The 17268-nt window shown below is 56.1% G+C and carries 14 protein-coding genes; 8 read left to right on the plus strand and 6 right to left on the minus strand.

What is annotated here, in order from left to right; all coding sequences use genetic code 11:
• Positions 1–36 precede the first annotated feature (36 nt).
• From mreC to Abin_RS13500, 8 genes are all read left to right on the plus strand, one after another.
• Positions 37–942, plus strand: a complete 906-nt coding sequence (gene mreC, locus Abin_RS13465; RefSeq protein ID WP_048847796.1) for a rod shape-determining protein MreC — start codon at positions 37–39, stop codon at positions 940–942.
• A 16-nt stretch (positions 943–958) separates the two neighbouring features.
• Positions 959–1525 carry a rod shape-determining protein MreD gene (locus Abin_RS13470; RefSeq protein ID WP_237595329.1) on the plus strand — a complete coding sequence of 189 codons (567 nt, stop codon included), beginning with the start codon at positions 959–961 and terminating at the stop codon, positions 1523–1525.
• Between the two features lie 19 nt (positions 1526–1544).
• Entirely contained in the window at positions 1545–3464 is a 1920-nt protein-coding gene (gene mrdA / locus Abin_RS13475; RefSeq protein ID WP_048847798.1) for a penicillin-binding protein 2, read from the plus strand.
• 3 nt (positions 3465–3467) lie between these two features.
• Positions 3468–4625, plus strand: coding sequence for a rod shape-determining protein RodA (rodA, locus tag Abin_RS13480; RefSeq protein WP_048847799.1), 1158 nt, complete (start codon positions 3468–3470; stop codon positions 4623–4625).
• A gap of 216 nt (positions 4626–4841) precedes the next feature.
• Positions 4842–6245 carry a sugar porter family MFS transporter gene (locus Abin_RS13485; RefSeq protein ID WP_048847801.1) on the plus strand — a complete coding sequence of 468 codons (1404 nt, stop codon included), beginning with the start codon at positions 4842–4844 and terminating at the stop codon, positions 6243–6245.
• 303 nt (positions 6246–6548) lie between these two features.
• A complete protein-coding gene (locus Abin_RS13490) occupies positions 6549–7682 on the plus strand; it encodes an efflux RND transporter periplasmic adaptor subunit (protein WP_048847837.1) in 1134 nt (377 codons plus the stop codon).
• Between the two features lie 5 nt (positions 7683–7687).
• Complete coding sequence (locus Abin_RS13495; RefSeq protein WP_048847803.1) at positions 7688–10843, plus strand: efflux RND transporter permease subunit; 3156 nt, start codon at positions 7688–7690, stop codon at positions 10841–10843.
• 4 nt (positions 10844–10847) lie between these two features.
• A complete protein-coding gene (locus Abin_RS13500) occupies positions 10848–12392 on the plus strand; it encodes an efflux transporter outer membrane subunit (RefSeq protein ID WP_048847805.1) in 1545 nt (514 codons plus the stop codon).
• Positions 12393–12763: 371 nt separating this feature from the next.
• Here Abin_RS13500 and Abin_RS13505 read toward each other — a convergent pair whose 3' ends face one another.
• The 6 genes from Abin_RS13505 to Abin_RS13530 all read right to left on the minus strand — a co-directional run.
• Positions 12764–13330, minus strand: coding sequence for a GNAT family N-acetyltransferase (locus tag Abin_RS13505; protein WP_048847807.1), 567 nt, complete (start codon positions 13328–13330; stop codon positions 12764–12766).
• 77 nt (positions 13331–13407) lie between these two features.
• Complete coding sequence (locus tag Abin_RS13510; RefSeq protein ID WP_048847809.1) at positions 13408–14640, minus strand: tetratricopeptide repeat protein; 1233 nt, start codon at positions 14638–14640, stop codon at positions 13408–13410.
• A gap of 4 nt (positions 14641–14644) precedes the next feature.
• Entirely contained in the window at positions 14645–15085 is a 441-nt protein-coding gene (locus Abin_RS13515; protein ID WP_048847811.1) for an ExbD/TolR family protein, read from the minus strand.
• Between the two features lie 129 nt (positions 15086–15214).
• Complete coding sequence (locus Abin_RS13520) at positions 15215–15640, minus strand: ExbD/TolR family protein (RefSeq protein ID WP_048847813.1); 426 nt, start codon at positions 15638–15640, stop codon at positions 15215–15217.
• 2 nt (positions 15641–15642) lie between these two features.
• The gene (locus Abin_RS13525; RefSeq protein ID WP_084593654.1) at positions 15643–16686 is read right to left on the minus strand and encodes a MotA/TolQ/ExbB proton channel family protein; all 1044 of its coding nucleotides are present in this window, start codon (positions 16684–16686) and stop codon (positions 15643–15645) included.
• Between the two features lie 91 nt (positions 16687–16777).
• A partial coding sequence (locus Abin_RS13530; RefSeq protein WP_048847840.1) for an energy transducer TonB occupies positions 16778–17268 on the minus strand: 491 nt, incomplete at its 5' end.

Raw genomic sequence — 17268 nt, forward strand, 5'->3', positions numbered from 1 at the left:
CGGTTGGGTGAAATACTCCGCCAAGGCTGCGGGCGCATGATTCCTGTTTCCATTCAGGTGCGGCAGGCATTGGGCAAATTGGTGCTGCCCCTGCTGTTGCTGCTGTCTATTGGCATCATTATTGCCGGACAGGCCGACAAACCTCTGGCCGACAAAGCCCGCATGTACGTAGCTGACGCGCTCGGGCCGTTATGGAACCTGATGAGCAGCACGCAGGAACGCGTGCTCGCAATGACCGACAATCTGCGGGAAGCTGGACGGCTGGCCAAAGAAAATGCCCGCCTGAAAGCCGAAAACGAAAATCTGCGCCGCTGGTATGACGTCGCTGTCTCCCTGACGCGGGAAAACGACAGTCTGAAAACGGCCCTGCACTGGATTCCCGAGTCGGCTCCGGCTTTTGTTACGGGACGCGTCGTAGCCGATAGCGGCGGCATTTATGCCCGCGCCGTGCTGCTGGTAGCCGGAACAGATAGCGGCGTACAGGTTGGTAACGTGGCTCTGGCCGCCAACGGGCTGGCTGGACGCGTGACAGAAACCGGCGCGCATTCAGCCCGTATTCTGCTGATTACAGATATTGCAAGCCGTCTGCCGGTTATGCTGGAAGCCAGCCACACGCCTGCTATAATGGTCGGTGACAACTCACCTATGCCGAGGCTGATGTATTACGCGCAGGATACCCGACCCATTGAAGGCGAACGCGTTGTGACCAGCGATCAGGCTGGTGCCTTCCCGGCTGGGCTGCCTATTGGCACCGTGCATTATCTAAGCGCAGGCCGCCCGGTTGTGGCCCCATTCGCCCAGCTTGATCATCTCAGTCTGTTGCGTGTGTTTAACTTCGGCCAGTCGCAGATTGAACCGCCAGAAGCCCCCGGCCATGTGCCGCTGGCCCCCCAGCGTAAACCCCTTAGCTTACCGCTTAAAAACCTGCTCGGTCAGGGCTGAGGGGAACCAGCGCGCTATGATGCCTGATCCCTCCATGTCGGCATGGGAACCTGAAATCCAGCCCCGGCAGACGCTCTGGCAACGGCTGGATGCTGCGGCGCGGCACATGCTGCCGTCGATTTTCATCGCCTTTATCATCATTCTGTTTTCCGCCCCGATTCCCCTGCCCGGTGCAGCCGAACTGCTGCCCGCCATTGTCATTGCCACGGTCTTTTTCTGGTCGTTCTGGCGGCCTTCGGGCATGCCAAGCGTTGCAGTTTTCATCCTTGGCCTGTTCATGGATCTTGTCGGCTTTACCCCTTTGGGCGTAAGCGCCTTCATCCTGCTGCTGGTGCATGGAGTCGGCCTGTATGCGCGCTTTGGCCTCATGCGGCTGCATTTTCTGCTGGTGTGGGGTGTGTTCAGCCTGCTGGCGACGGCGGCCTGCCTGCTGCAATGGGGGCTGGCCTGCCTGTTCCGCTTTCATATGCTGGATGTTGCCCCCGCTTTGTTCGAGGCTTTTCTGTGCATAGGCGTTTATCCTCCGCTTTCAGCCCTGTTCTCCTGGGTGTTTCATATGCTGGACGACAAGGAAGAGCCCTGATGCAACGCGGAGGCATGCCATGCGCCTGAGGCGTCGCAGGCGGGAAAACCAGCGCCTGATGCCCATCAAGAATCAGAAAGACCCGGCGCGTGGTGTTTTTACCCGGCGAGCGCTGCTGTTCATGGCTGTCCAGACCGGCACACTGGGTGTGCTGGCCCACAAACTCTATCAGCTTCAGGTCAAGGACGGAGACCGCTATGCCCGCATGGCGGCCAGCAACCGTGTCAGCAAACGCTATCTGGCCCCACCCCGTGGGCGCATTGTTGATCGCTATGGCATTGCACTGGCCAACAATAAGGAAAACTGGCGCGCCCTGCTGCTCCCTGAAGAAACGACAGATGTAGCGGGTACCATTGAGCGGTTTTCCACCATCATCCCGCTTGATGATCGGGATCGGACGCGTATAGCGCGTGAAATGCGGCACCAGCGTCGGTTTGTGCCGGTCATGCTGCGTGACTTCCTGTCATGGGATGAAATGGCCCGCATTGAACTCAATGCGCCGTCTCTGCCGGGGGTGTTGATTGATGTCGGCACCCGCCGCGTTTACCCTGAAGGCGAATTACTGGCCCATATTATCGGGTATGTTGCGCCACCCAACGAACGCGATGTCGCCCATTCCGCGTTGCTGGCCCTTCCCGGCATGCGGGTAGGCCGCTCAGGCGTGGAGCAAAGTCAGGACGAAAAACTGCGCGGCACCGCAGGGTCGGTCGAGATGGAAGTTAATTCCGTCGGCCGCGTCATGTCTGAACTCAACCGTGTAGAAGGGGCGCCCGGCACGGAAATTGGCCTGACCATAGACCGGGGGCTGCAACAGAAAGTACTGGCCCGGATTGGCGAGCAGACGGCATCCGCCGTGGTGATGGACTGCCGCAACGGTGAGGTGCTGGCCATGGTCAGCACGCCTTCCTTTGACCCGTCCCTGTTCGACAGCGGGGTAAGCCACGCCCAGTGGATTGAATGGACCAATAACGAACGCACCCCCCTTATCAACAAGGCGGTGGCGGGCGTTTACCCTCCGGGGTCAACCTTCAAACCTGCCGTTGCCATGGCCGGGCTGGAGTCTGGGCTGTTTTCACCCACTGACCGAGTGTTCTGCCCCGGCCATCTGGACGTTGGCGGCACACGGTTCCACTGCTGGTCACGCTGGGGGCATGGTTCTGTTGACCTGCATCAGGCGCTCAAGTTTTCCTGCGACGTCTATTTCTATGAAATGGCGCGCCGTGTTGGCATGGACCGCATTGCCGAAACTGCCCACAAATTCGGGCTGGGCACGGAACTTGATATCGAACTGCCCCACACCCGCACCGGGTTGATTCCTACCCCCACATGGCGGCAGGCGCATCATCATCACTGGAACGGGGGGGACACCATTGTCAGCGGCATTGGGCAAGGGTTTGTGCAGGTCACGCCGTTGCAACTGGCAACCTATACCTCCCGCCTTGCAACAGGGCGGGCCGTGCAGCCCCATCTGGTGCGGGCTCTGAACAGCGAAGTTGGCCCCGAAGCCACACCTGATCACTGGCCCACGCTCGACATGCCTGACAAATATCTGGCGGCACTTCGCGGTGGCATGTTTGCTGTGGTGAACGAACAGCATGGCACAGCCCCCAAAGCACGGCTAAGCCTGCCCGGTATAACCATGGCTGGTAAAACAGGGTCCGCGCAGGTGCGTCGCGTCTCACGCGCCCTGCGTGAAAGCGGGCACTTCAATTCAGCAAATCTGCCGTGGGAATACAGGCCCCACGCGCTGTTCATCTGCTTTGCCCCGTATGATGACCCACGCTATGCCGTGTCTGTTGTTATTGAACACGGCAACACCGGCGCTGATGCCGCGGCCCCGCTGGCACGCGACATCATGACTGACACACTGATGCGGGACCCAGTCAACCATGTGACGCCTCCCCCTGAAAGCGTGGCTGACGCAACGGATACCGAATAAGCCATGAAGTTCCACAAACGGTTATTACGGGCAGAGCCAAGTTTCCGGCTGCTCGCCAAGCTGTGGCGCATAAGCTGGCTGTATGTGCTACTTATCTGCCTGCTGGCTGGCGTTGGCTATGTCACGTTGTATTCGGCTGGGGGTGGCACACCATACCCCTTTGCGGCCCCACAGGCCGCCCGTTTTGCTGTCGGTCTTGTGCTGATGATAACCGTCGCCATGCTGCCACCCAAAATGCTGGTGCGTATCTCCTGGCCACTCTATCTGCTTTCCCTCACGTTGCTGGTTGCCGTGTTGCATATGGGGCACGTGGGCAAAGGGGCGGAACGCTGGCTCATGATCGGGGGCTTGCAGGTTCAGCCGTCCGAATACGCTAAAGTCGCGCTGGTTCTGGCGTTGGCATCATGGTTTTACCGCATCAATTACGCCCGGATGGGCAATCCGCTGTGGTTGATCCCACCCGCCTTTATGGTGCTGCTCCCCGTCGTGCTGGTGTTGAAAGAACCCAATCTGGGCACGGCCACCATTATTGGCGGTATTGGTGCAGCCATGTTCTTTGCCGCAGGCATGCGGTTATGGCTGATTGTTCTGCTGTTGCTGCCCGTGCCTTACATGGCGAAGTTCGCCTATGCGCATCTGCATGATTACCAGCGCGCGCGTATTACCACCTTCCTGAACCCCGAGAGCGACCCGCTAGGGGCTGGCTACAACATCATCCAGTCCAAAATCGCGCTTGGTTCGGGGGGAATGTGGGGGCAAGGGTATCTGCATGGGTCGCAGGGGCAGCTTAACTTCCTGCCAGAAAAGCAGACCGACTTCATTTTCACCATGATAGCGGAAGAATGGGGTTATGTCGGGGCCATTGCCGTTATTGGCCTGCTACTGGTACTTATTCTTGGTGGCATGATGATGGCCATTCGCAGCCGGAACCGGTTTGGCAGGTTGGTCGCACTGGGCATCAGCATGAATTTTTTTCTGTATTGTCTGGTCAACCTGTCCATGGTCATGGGTGCTATTCCCGTTGGTGGTGTTCCGCTACCGCTGGTTTCCTACGGGGGGTCGGCCATGCTGAATGTCATGCTGGGCTTCGGGTTGCTGCTTTCCACATGGGTTCATCGAGACTCCCGCTTTGGAGAGAGCGAGGAAGAAGAAGGCGTATAGACACCGCCCCTTTCTTTAACAGGGTTACTGCCCCCGTCAGGCTTTGCTGTTGGCTGGGTATAAACAGCAGGAAACAAGGTGTTTTACCTGCCCACATAGGGTATAGCCAAAACAGAAGTAGGGAATGGTTCTTGTCCGCCCGTTGTTTTCAGGACGGATCTACGCCCGGAATAGTCTAATAAAAATAAAGATTACCGACGGAATCCTATACGTACCATGCCCGAAACTGCCGCTGCATCGCAGACTAATGAGACTTCCGCCCATTTTCGCACCATTATCATAGGCATACTTGCCGCAACCGGCGGTCTTATGTCCGGTCTTGATATCGGGGTCATTTCCGGCGCGCTTGATTTTGTTGCCGACACCTTCAAGGCCTCGACCTTCGCACAGGAATGGATTGTCAGCGCCATGATGGCAGGGGCGGCTATTGGGGCCGTTCTGGCCGGATGGCTGGCCCGAATTTCTGGCCGTAAATGGGCCTTGGTGGGCGGTGGAGTCATTTTCGTGCTTGGGTCACTGGCCTGTGCCTTCGCGTGGTCTGTCAGCACCATGATTGCCGGGCGCGCGTTAATGGGGCTGGCAATCGGTATCGCCGCGTTTACATCCCCCCTTTATCTGTCAGAAATCGCCAGCGAAAATACACGCGGGGCCATGATTTCCACTTATCAGCTGATGATAACGGTGGGTATTTTTCTGGCATTCATCAGTGACACCCTGTTCAGCTATCACGGGCAATGGCGGTGGATGTTTGGCGTTATTGCCATTCCCGGCGTGCTGTTTGTCATCGGTGTTCTGTTTCTGCCCTACAGCCCTCGCTGGCTGATGATGCAGGGCCGCCGGGAAGAGGCGCTAGCAGTTCTGAAAGACCTGCGCCCCACCCCGCATGAAGCCCATGCAGAAATCCGTGCCATTGATGAACAGCTTCAACAACGGCAGGGTGGCTTTAGCCTGCTTCTGAAAAACGCCAATTTCCGGCGTTCCATCCTGCTGGGTATTCTGCTTCAGGTCATGCAGCAGTTCGCTGGCATTAACGTGGTCATGTATTACGCGCCAAAAATCTTCGCGCTGGCCGGATTTGTCGGCACGGCGCAGATGTGGTGCACGGCCATGATCGGCTTTGTAAATGTGCTGGCAACGCTGGCCGCCATCGGGCTGGTTGACCGCTGGGGCCGCAAACCCATTCTGTATTGTGGTTTTTCCATCATGACGGTGGCCATGGGAGCTTTGGCCGTGCTGAACCATGTTGGGATGGACAGTCAGGCCGCCAAGGTTTTGTGCGTCTTCCTGATCATGATTTTCATTGTGGCACACGCCATGTCTGCCGGACCGCTGATGTGGGTGCTTTGTTCTGAAATACAGCCCATCAAAGGGCGTGATCTGGGCATTACCTTCTCTACCCTGACCAACTGGGTGTCCAACATGATTGTGGGCGCGTCTTTCCTGAGCATTCTGGGGTGGCTGGGCGGTGCCAAGACGTTTGGCCTTATGGGACTGCTGAATGCCCTGTTCTTTGTTCTGACTTACGTGTTTGTCCCTGAAACCAAAGGGGTATCGCTGGAAGTGATTGAACAAAATCTTATGGCCGGGAAAAAGCTGCGCGATATCGGGCAGAAAGTCTGATTTCTTCCCTATGGAGCATCGGGCTTTTGCCCGTGCTCTCTTGACTCATTTTGCCCTCACTTTTAGCTTGCCAAAAAAAGGCACCGAACAGTACTGTTCTGTGCCTTCTCTTTCTTCACATCGCCCTTTTTCAGGCTGCTAATCTCACCATTCCGCGCCTGCCGACGTTTAGTCTGGCAGCCCCCGCGCCTCTGGTCGTCTTATCAGCCTCTTTTTTCTTGTTGATTTCTTTACAAGGCAGGATCCGCCAGAGTGACAAAGCATCACATTCCCTTACGCCCGCTTCTGGCATCGGCTGTCGCTATGCTGGCCTTGGCAGGGTGCGACAGCAAAGCCCCTCCGCCCAATATGCCGCCCCAGAGCGTGGGCGTGATCACGTTGCAGACACAGGCCGTAAAAATTCACACCAGCCTGCCCGGCCGTACCAGCGCGTATGAAATTGCACAGGTTCGCCCGCAGGTAACCGGCGTTATTCAGAAGCGTCTGTTTACTGAAGGTACGGATGTTACCGCAGGGCAGCAGCTTTATCAGATCGACCCATCCCGGTATCAGGCGGCCTATGATACGGCCCGTGGCCAGTTGGCTGAAGCCGAAGCCGGTGAAGTGACAGCCCGCGCCAAGCTGGACCGTTATCGCTCACTGGTGCAGGCACACGCCGTCAGTCGGCAGGAATATGATGACGCCCTAGCCGCTGAAAAACAGGCACAGGGGCAAATTCTCAGCGCCAAAGGTCAGGTGGAAAGTGCCCAGGTCAATCTGGGCTACACCAAAATGTATGCCCCTATTTCCGGCCGCATTGGGCGTACCCTTGTAACAGTTGGTGCTTTGGTTACGGCTAACCAGACTGACAATACCGCCATCGTCACCCGGCTTGACCCCATTTATGTGGACGTCAATCTGCCCGCCATCACCCTGCTGCGCCTGAAGCGTGAACTGGCACAGGGCCGCATTGAACGGCAGGCTAATGGGGAAGTCCCCGTCACCCTGACCATGGAAGATGGTACGACTTACGAACATATGGGCCGCATGGCGCTGTCTGAAGTCAACGTCGATACGTCCACAGCGTCCGTCGTGGTGCGTGCCATCATGCCTAACCCGGACAAGCTGTTGCTGCCCGGCATGTATGTACATGCTGAACTGGATGAAGGGTCTGACCCCAGCAGCCTGTTGGTGCCCCAGCAGGCCGTCAGCCACAATACCCACGGCGATGCACAGGTCTGGGTTATCAAACCAGATGACACGGCAGAATTGCGCCAGATTCAGATTGGTCAGGCTGTTGGGCAGGACTGGCTGGTCACTGGTGGCCTGAAAGCGGGTGAACGCGTGGTGATTGTCGGTGTGCAGAAAGTAAAACCGGGGGCCAAGGTCAAACCGGAAGAAGTCACCGCACCGGCCGCCGCAGCCCAAAATAACGCCAGCCAGAACAAGGGCCAGTAAGACACATGTCCCTGTCGCGCTTCTTTATTGATAGACCCATTTTTGCGTGGGTCATCAGTCTTATCATCATGCTGGTTGGCGGCCTGTCCATTTTCAAGCTGCCTATCGCCCAGTATCCCTCAATTGCCCCACCGCAGATTGCTATCTCGGTTACGTATCCGGGTGCATCCGCCAACACGGTGAATGACACCGTTGTGCGTCCCATCCTGCAGCAGATGTTCGGGCTGGATCATCTGGAATATATTTCCTCCCAGTCTTACGCATCCGGGCAGATGGAAATTGATCTGACCTTCGCACAGGGAACCAACCCTGACATTGCGCAGGTGCAGGTGCAGAACAAGCTTCAGCTTGCCCAGCCCAAACTGCCTACAGAAGTGACAATGCAGGGGCTGAGCATCACCAAAGCCGTGAAGAACTTCATGCTGGTGCTGGCCTTCATTTCGACCGATGGCAGCATGAGCGGCTTTGATATTGCTGACTATGTCGCCTCCAATATTTCTGATCCGCTCAGCCGTGTTACCGGCGTGGGTGACCACACCCTGTTCGGGTCTGAATACGCCATGCGGATCTGGATGGACCCGGCCAAGCTGTTCAACTATGGCCTGACATCCAAAGACGTTCAGAACGCCATTCAGACGCAGAACATTCAGGTGTCTTCGGGTGAACTGGGCGGCCTGCCAGCCGCAAAGGGTATCCGTCTGGATGCCACCATCATTGGCCCAACGCGCCTGACGTCCCCGGAAGAATTCCGTAAAATTCTGCTGAAGGTGCAGCCTGATGGCTCACAGGTTCGCATTGGTGACATTGCCAAGGTTGAACTGGGCCCGCAGAGCTACAACACCAATTCATTCTATAACAACATGCCTGCTGCCGGTATGGCGCTGAAACTGGCCCCCGGTGCCAACCAGCTTTCAACCGAAGCAGCCGTGCGTGAACAGATCAAGCAACTGGAAAAGTTTTATCCGCCGGGTCTGAAAACCGTTTACCCGCTGGATACCGAACCCTTCATCACACTTTCCATTGAAGAAGTGGTTGTCACATTGGCAGAAGCCATCGGGCTTGTGTTCCTTGTGATGCTGATCTTCCTGCAAAACTTCCGTGCAACACTTATTCCCACCATTGCAGTGCCTGTTGTGTTGCTGGGCACGTTCGGGATGCTGGAACTGCTTGGCTTCTCCATCAACACCCTGACCATGCTGGCCATGGTTCTGGCAGTCGGTCTGCTGGTGGACGACGCGATTGTGGTGGTTGAAAACGTGGAACGCGTCATGACGGAGAAAAATCTTTCTCCGGTTGAAGCAGCCCGCGTTTCAATGGATGAAATTTCCGGCGCGCTGGTCGGTATCGTTCTGGTGCTGACGGCCGTGTTCCTGCCCATGGCCGCGTTCTCGGGCTCGGTCGGGGTTATTTACCGGCAGTTTTCCATCACCATTGTTTCCGCCATGTGGCTGTCTGTGCTGGTGGCTATGGTGCTGACCCCAGCCCTGTGCGCCACAATGCTGAAACCCGGCTCGCATGAAAAAACAACCGGCGTCGCCGGGTGGTTCAACCGGAACTTTACCAAGCTGACCAACGGTTATCTTCGCGGCGTCAGCTTTCTGGTTAACCGGATGGTAGTGTCCATTCTCGGGTTTGTGGTTGTAACGGCCCTGGCTGTGTTCCTGTTCAACAGACTTCCTGCTGGCTTCCTGCCAGATGAAGATCAGGGGCTTATCTTCGGGCAGGTCACCATGCCGCCGAATACGCCTATGGAACAGACCGCTGCCATGAACCGCGAGATCACGGATTACATTCTCAAGACAGAAGGTAATCTGGTGGAATCCGTGTTCGCCATGAATGGCTTCAACTTCGCGGGGCAAGGCCAGAACTCAGGCGCATTCTTTATTCGTCTGAAAGACTGGAAACTGCGGCCCGCCGCATCCCAGACATCAGCGGCCATTGCCAACCGCATCATGATGCATTTCTGGTTCAACCCAAAAGCGCAGATTTTTGCCATTAACCCACCAGCCGTGCTGGAATTGGGGAACGCAACCGGCTTCGACCTTGAACTGGAAGACCGTGGGCATCTGGGCCACGAAAAACTGCTGGCAGCCCGTAACATGGTTCTGGGTCTGGCTTCCAAAGACAAACGCCTGATGGCGGTGCGTCCGAACGGTATGGAAGATGCGTCCCAGTATCACCTTGATATCGACCGGGAAAAAGCCAATGCTCTGGGCATTACGGTTGATGACATCAACAGCACCATTCAGGGGGCTTTGGGGTCGATTTATGTCAACCAGTTCACCCGCAATGACCGTGTGAAGCAGGTTTACATTCAGGGCACACCAGAAGCCCGCATGATGCCGGATGACCTGAATAAATGGTACATTCGCAATGCCATGAACACCCTGACCCCGATGAACACATTTGTCAGCGGGCGCTGGATTCTGGGGCCACAGAAGGTTGAAAACTACAACGGCCTGAATGCCTTTGAAATTCTGGGTCAGCCTGCTGCCGGCTATAGTTCTGGGGATTCGATAGCGGCCATTAAGGACGTTCTGGCCAAACTGCCGACAGGCATTGGCTATGAATGGACCGGCCTGTCCTTTGAACAGGTTGCCTCAGGATCTTCAACCGGACCGCTTTATGCTCTGGCGTTGGTCGTCATTCTGCTGTGCCTTGCCGCACTGTATGAAAGCTGGGCCATTCCACTGGCGGTTATTCTGGTTATTCCGCTCGGCGTGCTGGGGGCTATTGCCGCAACCCTTCTGCGCCATATGGATAACGACGTTTACTTCCAGGTCGGGCTGCTTACGACCGTTGGTCTGGCGGTTAAAAACGCCATTCTGATTGTCGAATTTGCCAAGGCTGGTTTTGAACGGGGGGAAAGTCTGGAAGAAGCGGTGCTGACTGCTGCCCGCGAACGTCTGCGGCCTATCCTCATGACATCCATCGCGTTTGTGGTGGGGGTTTTCCCTCTGGCAATTACATCCGGTGCAGGCTCGGCTTCCCGTATCGCCATCGGCACAGCCGTTGTGGGCGGCATGACCACAGCAACCTTGTTGGCCGTCTATTTTGTGCCGGTCTTCTTTGTGGGGGTCTTGCGTCTGTTCCGTGTGAAGCGGATCAGCGAACGCAAGGAAACACCGTCTTCAGCCTCCCATGCTATCGGAAGCGAATAAGCGCATGTCTGCACCGTCTTCTTCCTCACGTCCGCTCCGCTTCCGCGTGGTCTCCGTTGCTTTGGCAACGGGGCTGCTGTCGGGGTGCACGATGATCCCGAAATACAAGCGGCCAACGCCCCCTGTGGCAACCACATGGCCCGCTTACCAGAATACCGCCAACCCTAAACTTCAGCAGGCCGCCTATGATATTGGGTGGAGCGATTTCTTTACCGACCCGCGGCTGAAAGCGCTGATTGCCATCGCTATCCGTGAAAACCGCGATATTCGCGTTGCGGCGGCAAACATTGCTGAAGCCCAAGGCCAGTATGATGTACAGCATGCAGGCCTGTTCCCGACCATCAGCGCAACAGGCGGCCCGATGTATCAGGCCCCATCTGACGCGGCAGGGCTAAGCTTCGCACCGGGGCTTGGAACGTCCAGTTCCGAAAGCTCCGGCATGAGCATCGCGCGTGACCCGTTCCGCTATTATCAGGGTGGTATCGGCTTTTCATCTTATGAAATTGACCTGTTTGGCCGTATTCGCAGTCTGACGCGCGAGTCTGCTGAAAAAGCTTTCTCGCAGGAAGCAAACCTGCGCGGTATGCTTATCAGTATCGTTTCACAGGTTGCGACAGCCTATGTGACATGGCTGGGCGACCGTGAATTGCTGGCAGTTGCAGAAAATACTCTTGCCGCGCAGGAAGATACCCTGCGGCTCACCCGCCAGAAATATGACCACGGTGAAGCCAATCTGCTGACCGTGCGTCAGACAGAAACGCAGGTGCGCCAGAGCGCTGGCCTACGGGCAGATGCACGCCGCAAAATTGCACAGGATGAAAACCTGATCACCCTGCTGATCGGCGCGCCCATACCCGGCACGCTGCCTGACCCCCGCCCCTTGGGCCAGCAGAGCATTCTGGCAGATATCCCTGCTGGGCTGCCGTCTGATCTGCTGACACGCCGCCCAGACATTGTAGCCGCCGAGCACGATCTGTTGGCGGCTCAGGCCGATATCGGTGCGGCGCGGGCTGCGTTTTTCCCGCGTCTGACCCTGACGGCAAGTGATGGGATTTCCAGTCTTGCATTCAACAAGCTGTTCACATCTGCCGCGACCACGTGGGGCCTGAACCCGCAGCTACAGATCCCGCTCTGGACATGGGGTATGAATAGCGGGAACCTGAAAGCCTCAAAAGCAAGACGGAACGGCAAAATCGCCTCTTACGAAAAGACGGTGCAGTCCGCCTTCCGTGAAGTTGCCGATGCACTGGCTGCCCGGTCGGCTTATCTGGATGAAAAAAAGCAGGCTGATGAGCTGGTTTTGGCTTCTGCCGACGCCTATCGTCTGGCCAAAATGCGCTATGACGCTGGCACTGACTCCTATCTGACCACGCTGGATTCCCAGCGGGCCTATCTTCAGTCACAGCAGAACCAGATTACGGTCAACGTGGCCAATTATCAGAACCTGATTACCATTTACCGTGCATTGGGCGGTGGCTGGAAAGAACATTCTCTTCCCCCACAGTCCCCTGTCTCAATCGCGCATCAGCCGGTTTCGCAAACAGGCTGATCTTCGCCGGATGTGTTTTTGCAAGGGGATGTTCCAATAGGAATATCCCCTTTTTTATTGGGTGTGTACGGACAGACCGGTTGAAAATCGACAAGAACTGTCTGCATCGACAGACGCTTTCAAACCAATCTGATTAGTTTAACTGCCTAAAACCTTAGCTTTTCCCGGCTTTCGTCCATTTGGCTGATGTATTTACCTACCACCACAGCACTTCTCCAAAACCATGATCTTCCCCTGCCAGTGGTTTGACAGCAGTTTTTAGGAAAGAAGCGATCTGCGAGTGATCCGCCAGTATTGGACACTCTGCTTTGCTTCTTCGCGCCTTTCCGGCTTATCAAGCGCCCACGTACACTCCGTCGCTGTAACCAGACTTACAAGACAAGCTGCATTGCACAGCGTGAGCCAACAGGAAGGCCAGAGGCTTCTTCCTCATGCACGAGGCTCTGAAGGCGGCACTCAGGCTCCGATCTCTCAACCAATCGAAATCCTAATTTTTCATAAAACGGACGGTTCCACGGTACATTTAGAAAAGTCGTTAAGGTAATGCGCTGGTAGGTATGCTCACTCGCAAAATGACACGCTGCCGCAATCAAGGCACGCCCCACTCCCCGCCCTTGCGCAACAGGCTTCACCGAGACTTCAAGAATATGCAAATCTCGACCTTGGGATTCTGCACTTAAAAAACCGACAGGTTGATCCTCACGATCGGCTGCAACCCAACAGGTGCCTGCTTTGATACACGCCAGATGTTTTGTTTCTGAAACCGCAGGCTCATCATCCGCCAAAAATGCCAGTTGCGGTAACTGGCGAAAAATCTCGGCCGCAGCACGCTCCACTTCTGGTAGCAGACTGGCATCTGGCGGCCTCCCCATACGCACATGATACGAACGATCAGAGGACGGATTGGTAAAGTCGGGAAGATCTGAAAAACTGCTCATATTGTCTGTTTTACAAGCAATTCCGCATAAAAAAAGGCCGTCCAAGACAGCCTTTTTTCTTACCCAAATACGAAAACTTATTTTTTCGCAACAGGCGGAGGAGAGAGTTTCAACACCCAAAGCTGGGCAATATCATGGGCACCACTATCGCCTTCAACAGACTTCAGCGTTGCAATGGCATCGGCCTTCTTACCAGCCTGCATCTGTGCCAGGCCGAGGTGCAGACGGGCAATGTTTACATCAGCCACACCTTTGGAAATAGCCTGCTGCATCAGGTCCAGACCTTTATCAGCCTGACCGAATGTGACGTAGTTATAGCCAACGGTCAGCAGTTCGTCGCCAGTTTTTGCCTTCTGTGCTTTGGCTTCATCAGCAGCGATAGACGCCTTCTTATCGGCAACGGTCTTTTCAACCAGAGCCTTCAGACGGGCCTGACGAGGAGCTTCCGCGCCCTGCCCCAGAACATTGGCTTCATAGCCTTTGTTCATCAGGTCGAGTGCAAGCTGTGGCATACCATTCTGTGTGGCAATTTCCGTCATTTCCATGAAATCACGGGCCTGGGACACATTCCCGGCAGCCAGACGAATACGATAGACATCAAGCTGCAACGTCGGCGGGATTTTGGAATTGACAATCAGTTCGTGCAGCAGAAGATCCCAGTATTCCTTCTTGGGGTAATACGTTGCCAGCATGACGTATGCATGCGTGCTGGCTGTGGCATCTTTCATGGCTGTGGCGCTGGCAGCCAACATCTGCAGCTGAGATTCAGCCGGGGCCTTCTTGGCCTTTACTTCCGCATCAATCTGCTCTTTCAGCACCCGAACCGTGTTCGGATAATCTTTTTGCAGATAGTAAGACTGCGCCAGAAGCGTACCCATGGTGGCATTAGGGCCGACTTCTTTCTGATAGCGTTCAATCGCCTTGACTGCACGCGGGTAGTCTTTGGCTGTATAGGCCATTGTCGCTTCAGACATCAGCATCTGGTGCTTGGTGTCTTTAGGCGTACGGGGCGATGCAATCAGCTTGTCATAAGCGGCGGTTGCGGCATCCACATTCCCAGCCTGCGTGGCCACGGCGGCACGCATCTGGGTAATGGTATAGGATTCATAGTCACTCTTGCTTTTTACAGCATCCGCCGCATCTACCGCAGCCATGGCTTTTGGGTAGTTATGGGCTGCAAGCGCGCTTTGCGCCTGCATTAGCGCCTTGCCAACATCCGCGCTCAGCTCATCCGCTGCATGGGCTAGAGGCTGTGCAAACGCGAACGCAACGCTGGCAAACAGCGAAATGCGTAAAAGATGGGATGACATTAAATCACTGTCCTTCTGCAAACTGCTCTTGCCCGACAATACCAAGCTTGGTCACACCAAGCCGCTGGGCATCAGCCATAACATGCACCACCGTTTTGTAATCTGCCAGACGGTTTGGCTGCAGATGTACTTCTGGCTGGGTTTCAGCCGGGCCGGTTGCTGCTTCACGCAGGCGGGCCTGAAGGTCATCTTCGCCAGAAATGGGCTGGCCATTCCAGGTAATGGTGTTGTCGAAATCAACAGCAAGCGTCACCACTGGCGTTTCCTGCGTTGAAGGCGGCGGGTTACCTTGCGGCAGATCGATGGAAACGGCCTGGGTCTGCAACGGAATAGTGATGATAAGCATAATCAGAAGAACCAGCATCACGTCGATCAACGGCGTGGTGTTGATATCAACAATGCCTTCGTCTTCCGTTGTGCTTTCCGATCCGACATTCATGCCCATGGGCTGTCACTCTCTTACAAATTCTGGTTCCGCGACACAGTCCGAACCCAGCCGGACGCAGGACGCAGAATAAGGGGGCAGATGTTCCGTCACAGCCTAATCGAGCTGCGACAGAACGTCCTGTTCTGATCAGCCGTCTTTCGGCTTCTCGGTAATAAAGTCGATATGTGCAATACCGGCTTCCTGACAGGCTTCCACCAGTTTACCCACGGATTCATAGCGGGATTTCATATCCCCGCGGATCTGAATCTGCGGCTGAGGCTGCATGACGGCTACCTTTTCAAGACGGTCCATAAGATCGGACCGTCCTTTAAGTGGCGTTTCGTCCCAGTATGCCTGTCCGCTCTCCGTCACTGCAAGCACGACATTCCCGTTTTTGGTCTGTGTCGGCTGGTTCATATCCTTCGGCAAATTGACTTTTACCGTATGCGTAGCAACCGGAATTGTGATCAGAAAGATGATCAGCAACACCAGCATGACATCAACGAGGGGCGTCGTGTTGATCGCAGATACGACTTCGTCTTCGCCCCCGCTGTCTCCGACAGACATACCCATGATTAGCCTACCCGGTTTGAGACGGTGGAAGTGGTGGGTGAGTTGTCAGCGCGGACAACAATGTTTTCTGCACCCGCACCATGACGCACACCACCGATCAGGATGGACTGAAGGTCAGCAGCAAAGTCACGCACGCTGTCCATGGCACCCTTGTTACGGCGAACCAGCAGGTTGTAGCCCAGAACGGCCGGAACAGCGGTGGCCAGACCAATAGCCGTCATGATCAGCGATTCACCAACAGGGCCTGCAACCTTGTCGATAGAAGCCTGACCGGCAATGCCGATAGCTGTCAGAGCGTGGTAAATACCCCAAACCGTACCGAACAGACCCACGAACGGAGATGTGGAACCAACAGTCCCCAGGAAGGCGAGACCTTTCTGCAGGCTGTTCTGGATGTTGTTCACGGAACGCTGGATTGAAAGAGACGTCCAGCTGTTCAGGTCGATGGATTCCTGCATCGTGCCTTCGTGGTGTTCAGCTGCAACAATGCCGGTGTCAGCAATGTAGCGGAACGGAGACGTCGTGCTCAGGGCCGCAGCACCTTCCTGAATGGAAGATTTGGTCCAGAAGTTTTTGGTGGCTTCCTTGGCAGCAGCAAACAGGCGAGCCTGTTCAATGAACTTGGTGATCATGATGTACCAAGTGCCCAGGGACATGATCAGCATGATGATCAGCACGCCACGAGCGATGATGTCACCGTTAGACCACAGCGCACCCAGACCGTATGGGTTTTCAACTTCCTTGCTGGCAGCAGGTGCCGGAGGAGGAGCTGCAGGCGTGTCTGTAGCAGGAGCCGGGGCGGCAGCTGGTGCAGACGCATCTGGGGTTGGGGCAGCCGGTGCAGCGCTGTCAGTCGGAGCAGCTGGAGAAGCTGCTTCGGGTGCAGGGGCAGCCGGAGTGTTGGTGGAATCGGTGGTGGCAGGAGCCGTAGCGGCAGGAGCAGAAGCATCCTGAGCCAGAGCAAGAACCGGTGTCGCCGTGCCCAGCATGACCGCGAGGGCCGGAACCACGAGACCCGAGACTGGAAGACGAGACAGTCTGATCATGTACCTAAAAATCCTTATCTTAATGCGGCCTGGTGTCGGCACCCTTCCGGCACCAGGCAGTTATCTCCAGAGTTCGGCTTAATTGCCGGGATCAGTCATCCAGTCTGAACCTGATCACATACACCTTGTGAAGCTCCTTGACGGGAACACCGTTTTTGGTTGCCGGACGGTAACGGGCCTTGTGGACGTAATCGAGAGCGGCCTGCGCAAAAGACTGACCTCCCTGCACGGACTGAACAGAGCAGTTGCTCGTCATACCGGTTGTTTCCACGTCGCACGCAACAGTCACGCGACCTTCGATGTTCTCTTCTTCCATATCCGGCGGATAAACCGGACGAGCATTGTTCAACGGCGATGTGCCAGCCGTCGTATCGGGCGAATCAGACGGGGCCGCTTTCGAAGCTGGTTCGGTCACGGGCGGAGCCGGTGACGTAACAGTCTGCGGCGGAGAAACATGCTTGGGCGGCGTCCGCGAAACATGCTTGATCGGCGGGTTCGGCGGCGGCGGCAGCTGAATCTTCGGCGGCGGAATGTACGGCGGCGGCGGTACCGTCATGGTTGGCGGCGGCGGCGGCGGCGGCG

Source organism: Acetobacter indonesiensis, assembly GCF_000963945.1.
Taxonomy (GTDB): domain Bacteria; phylum Pseudomonadota; class Alphaproteobacteria; order Acetobacterales; family Acetobacteraceae; genus Acetobacter; species Acetobacter indonesiensis.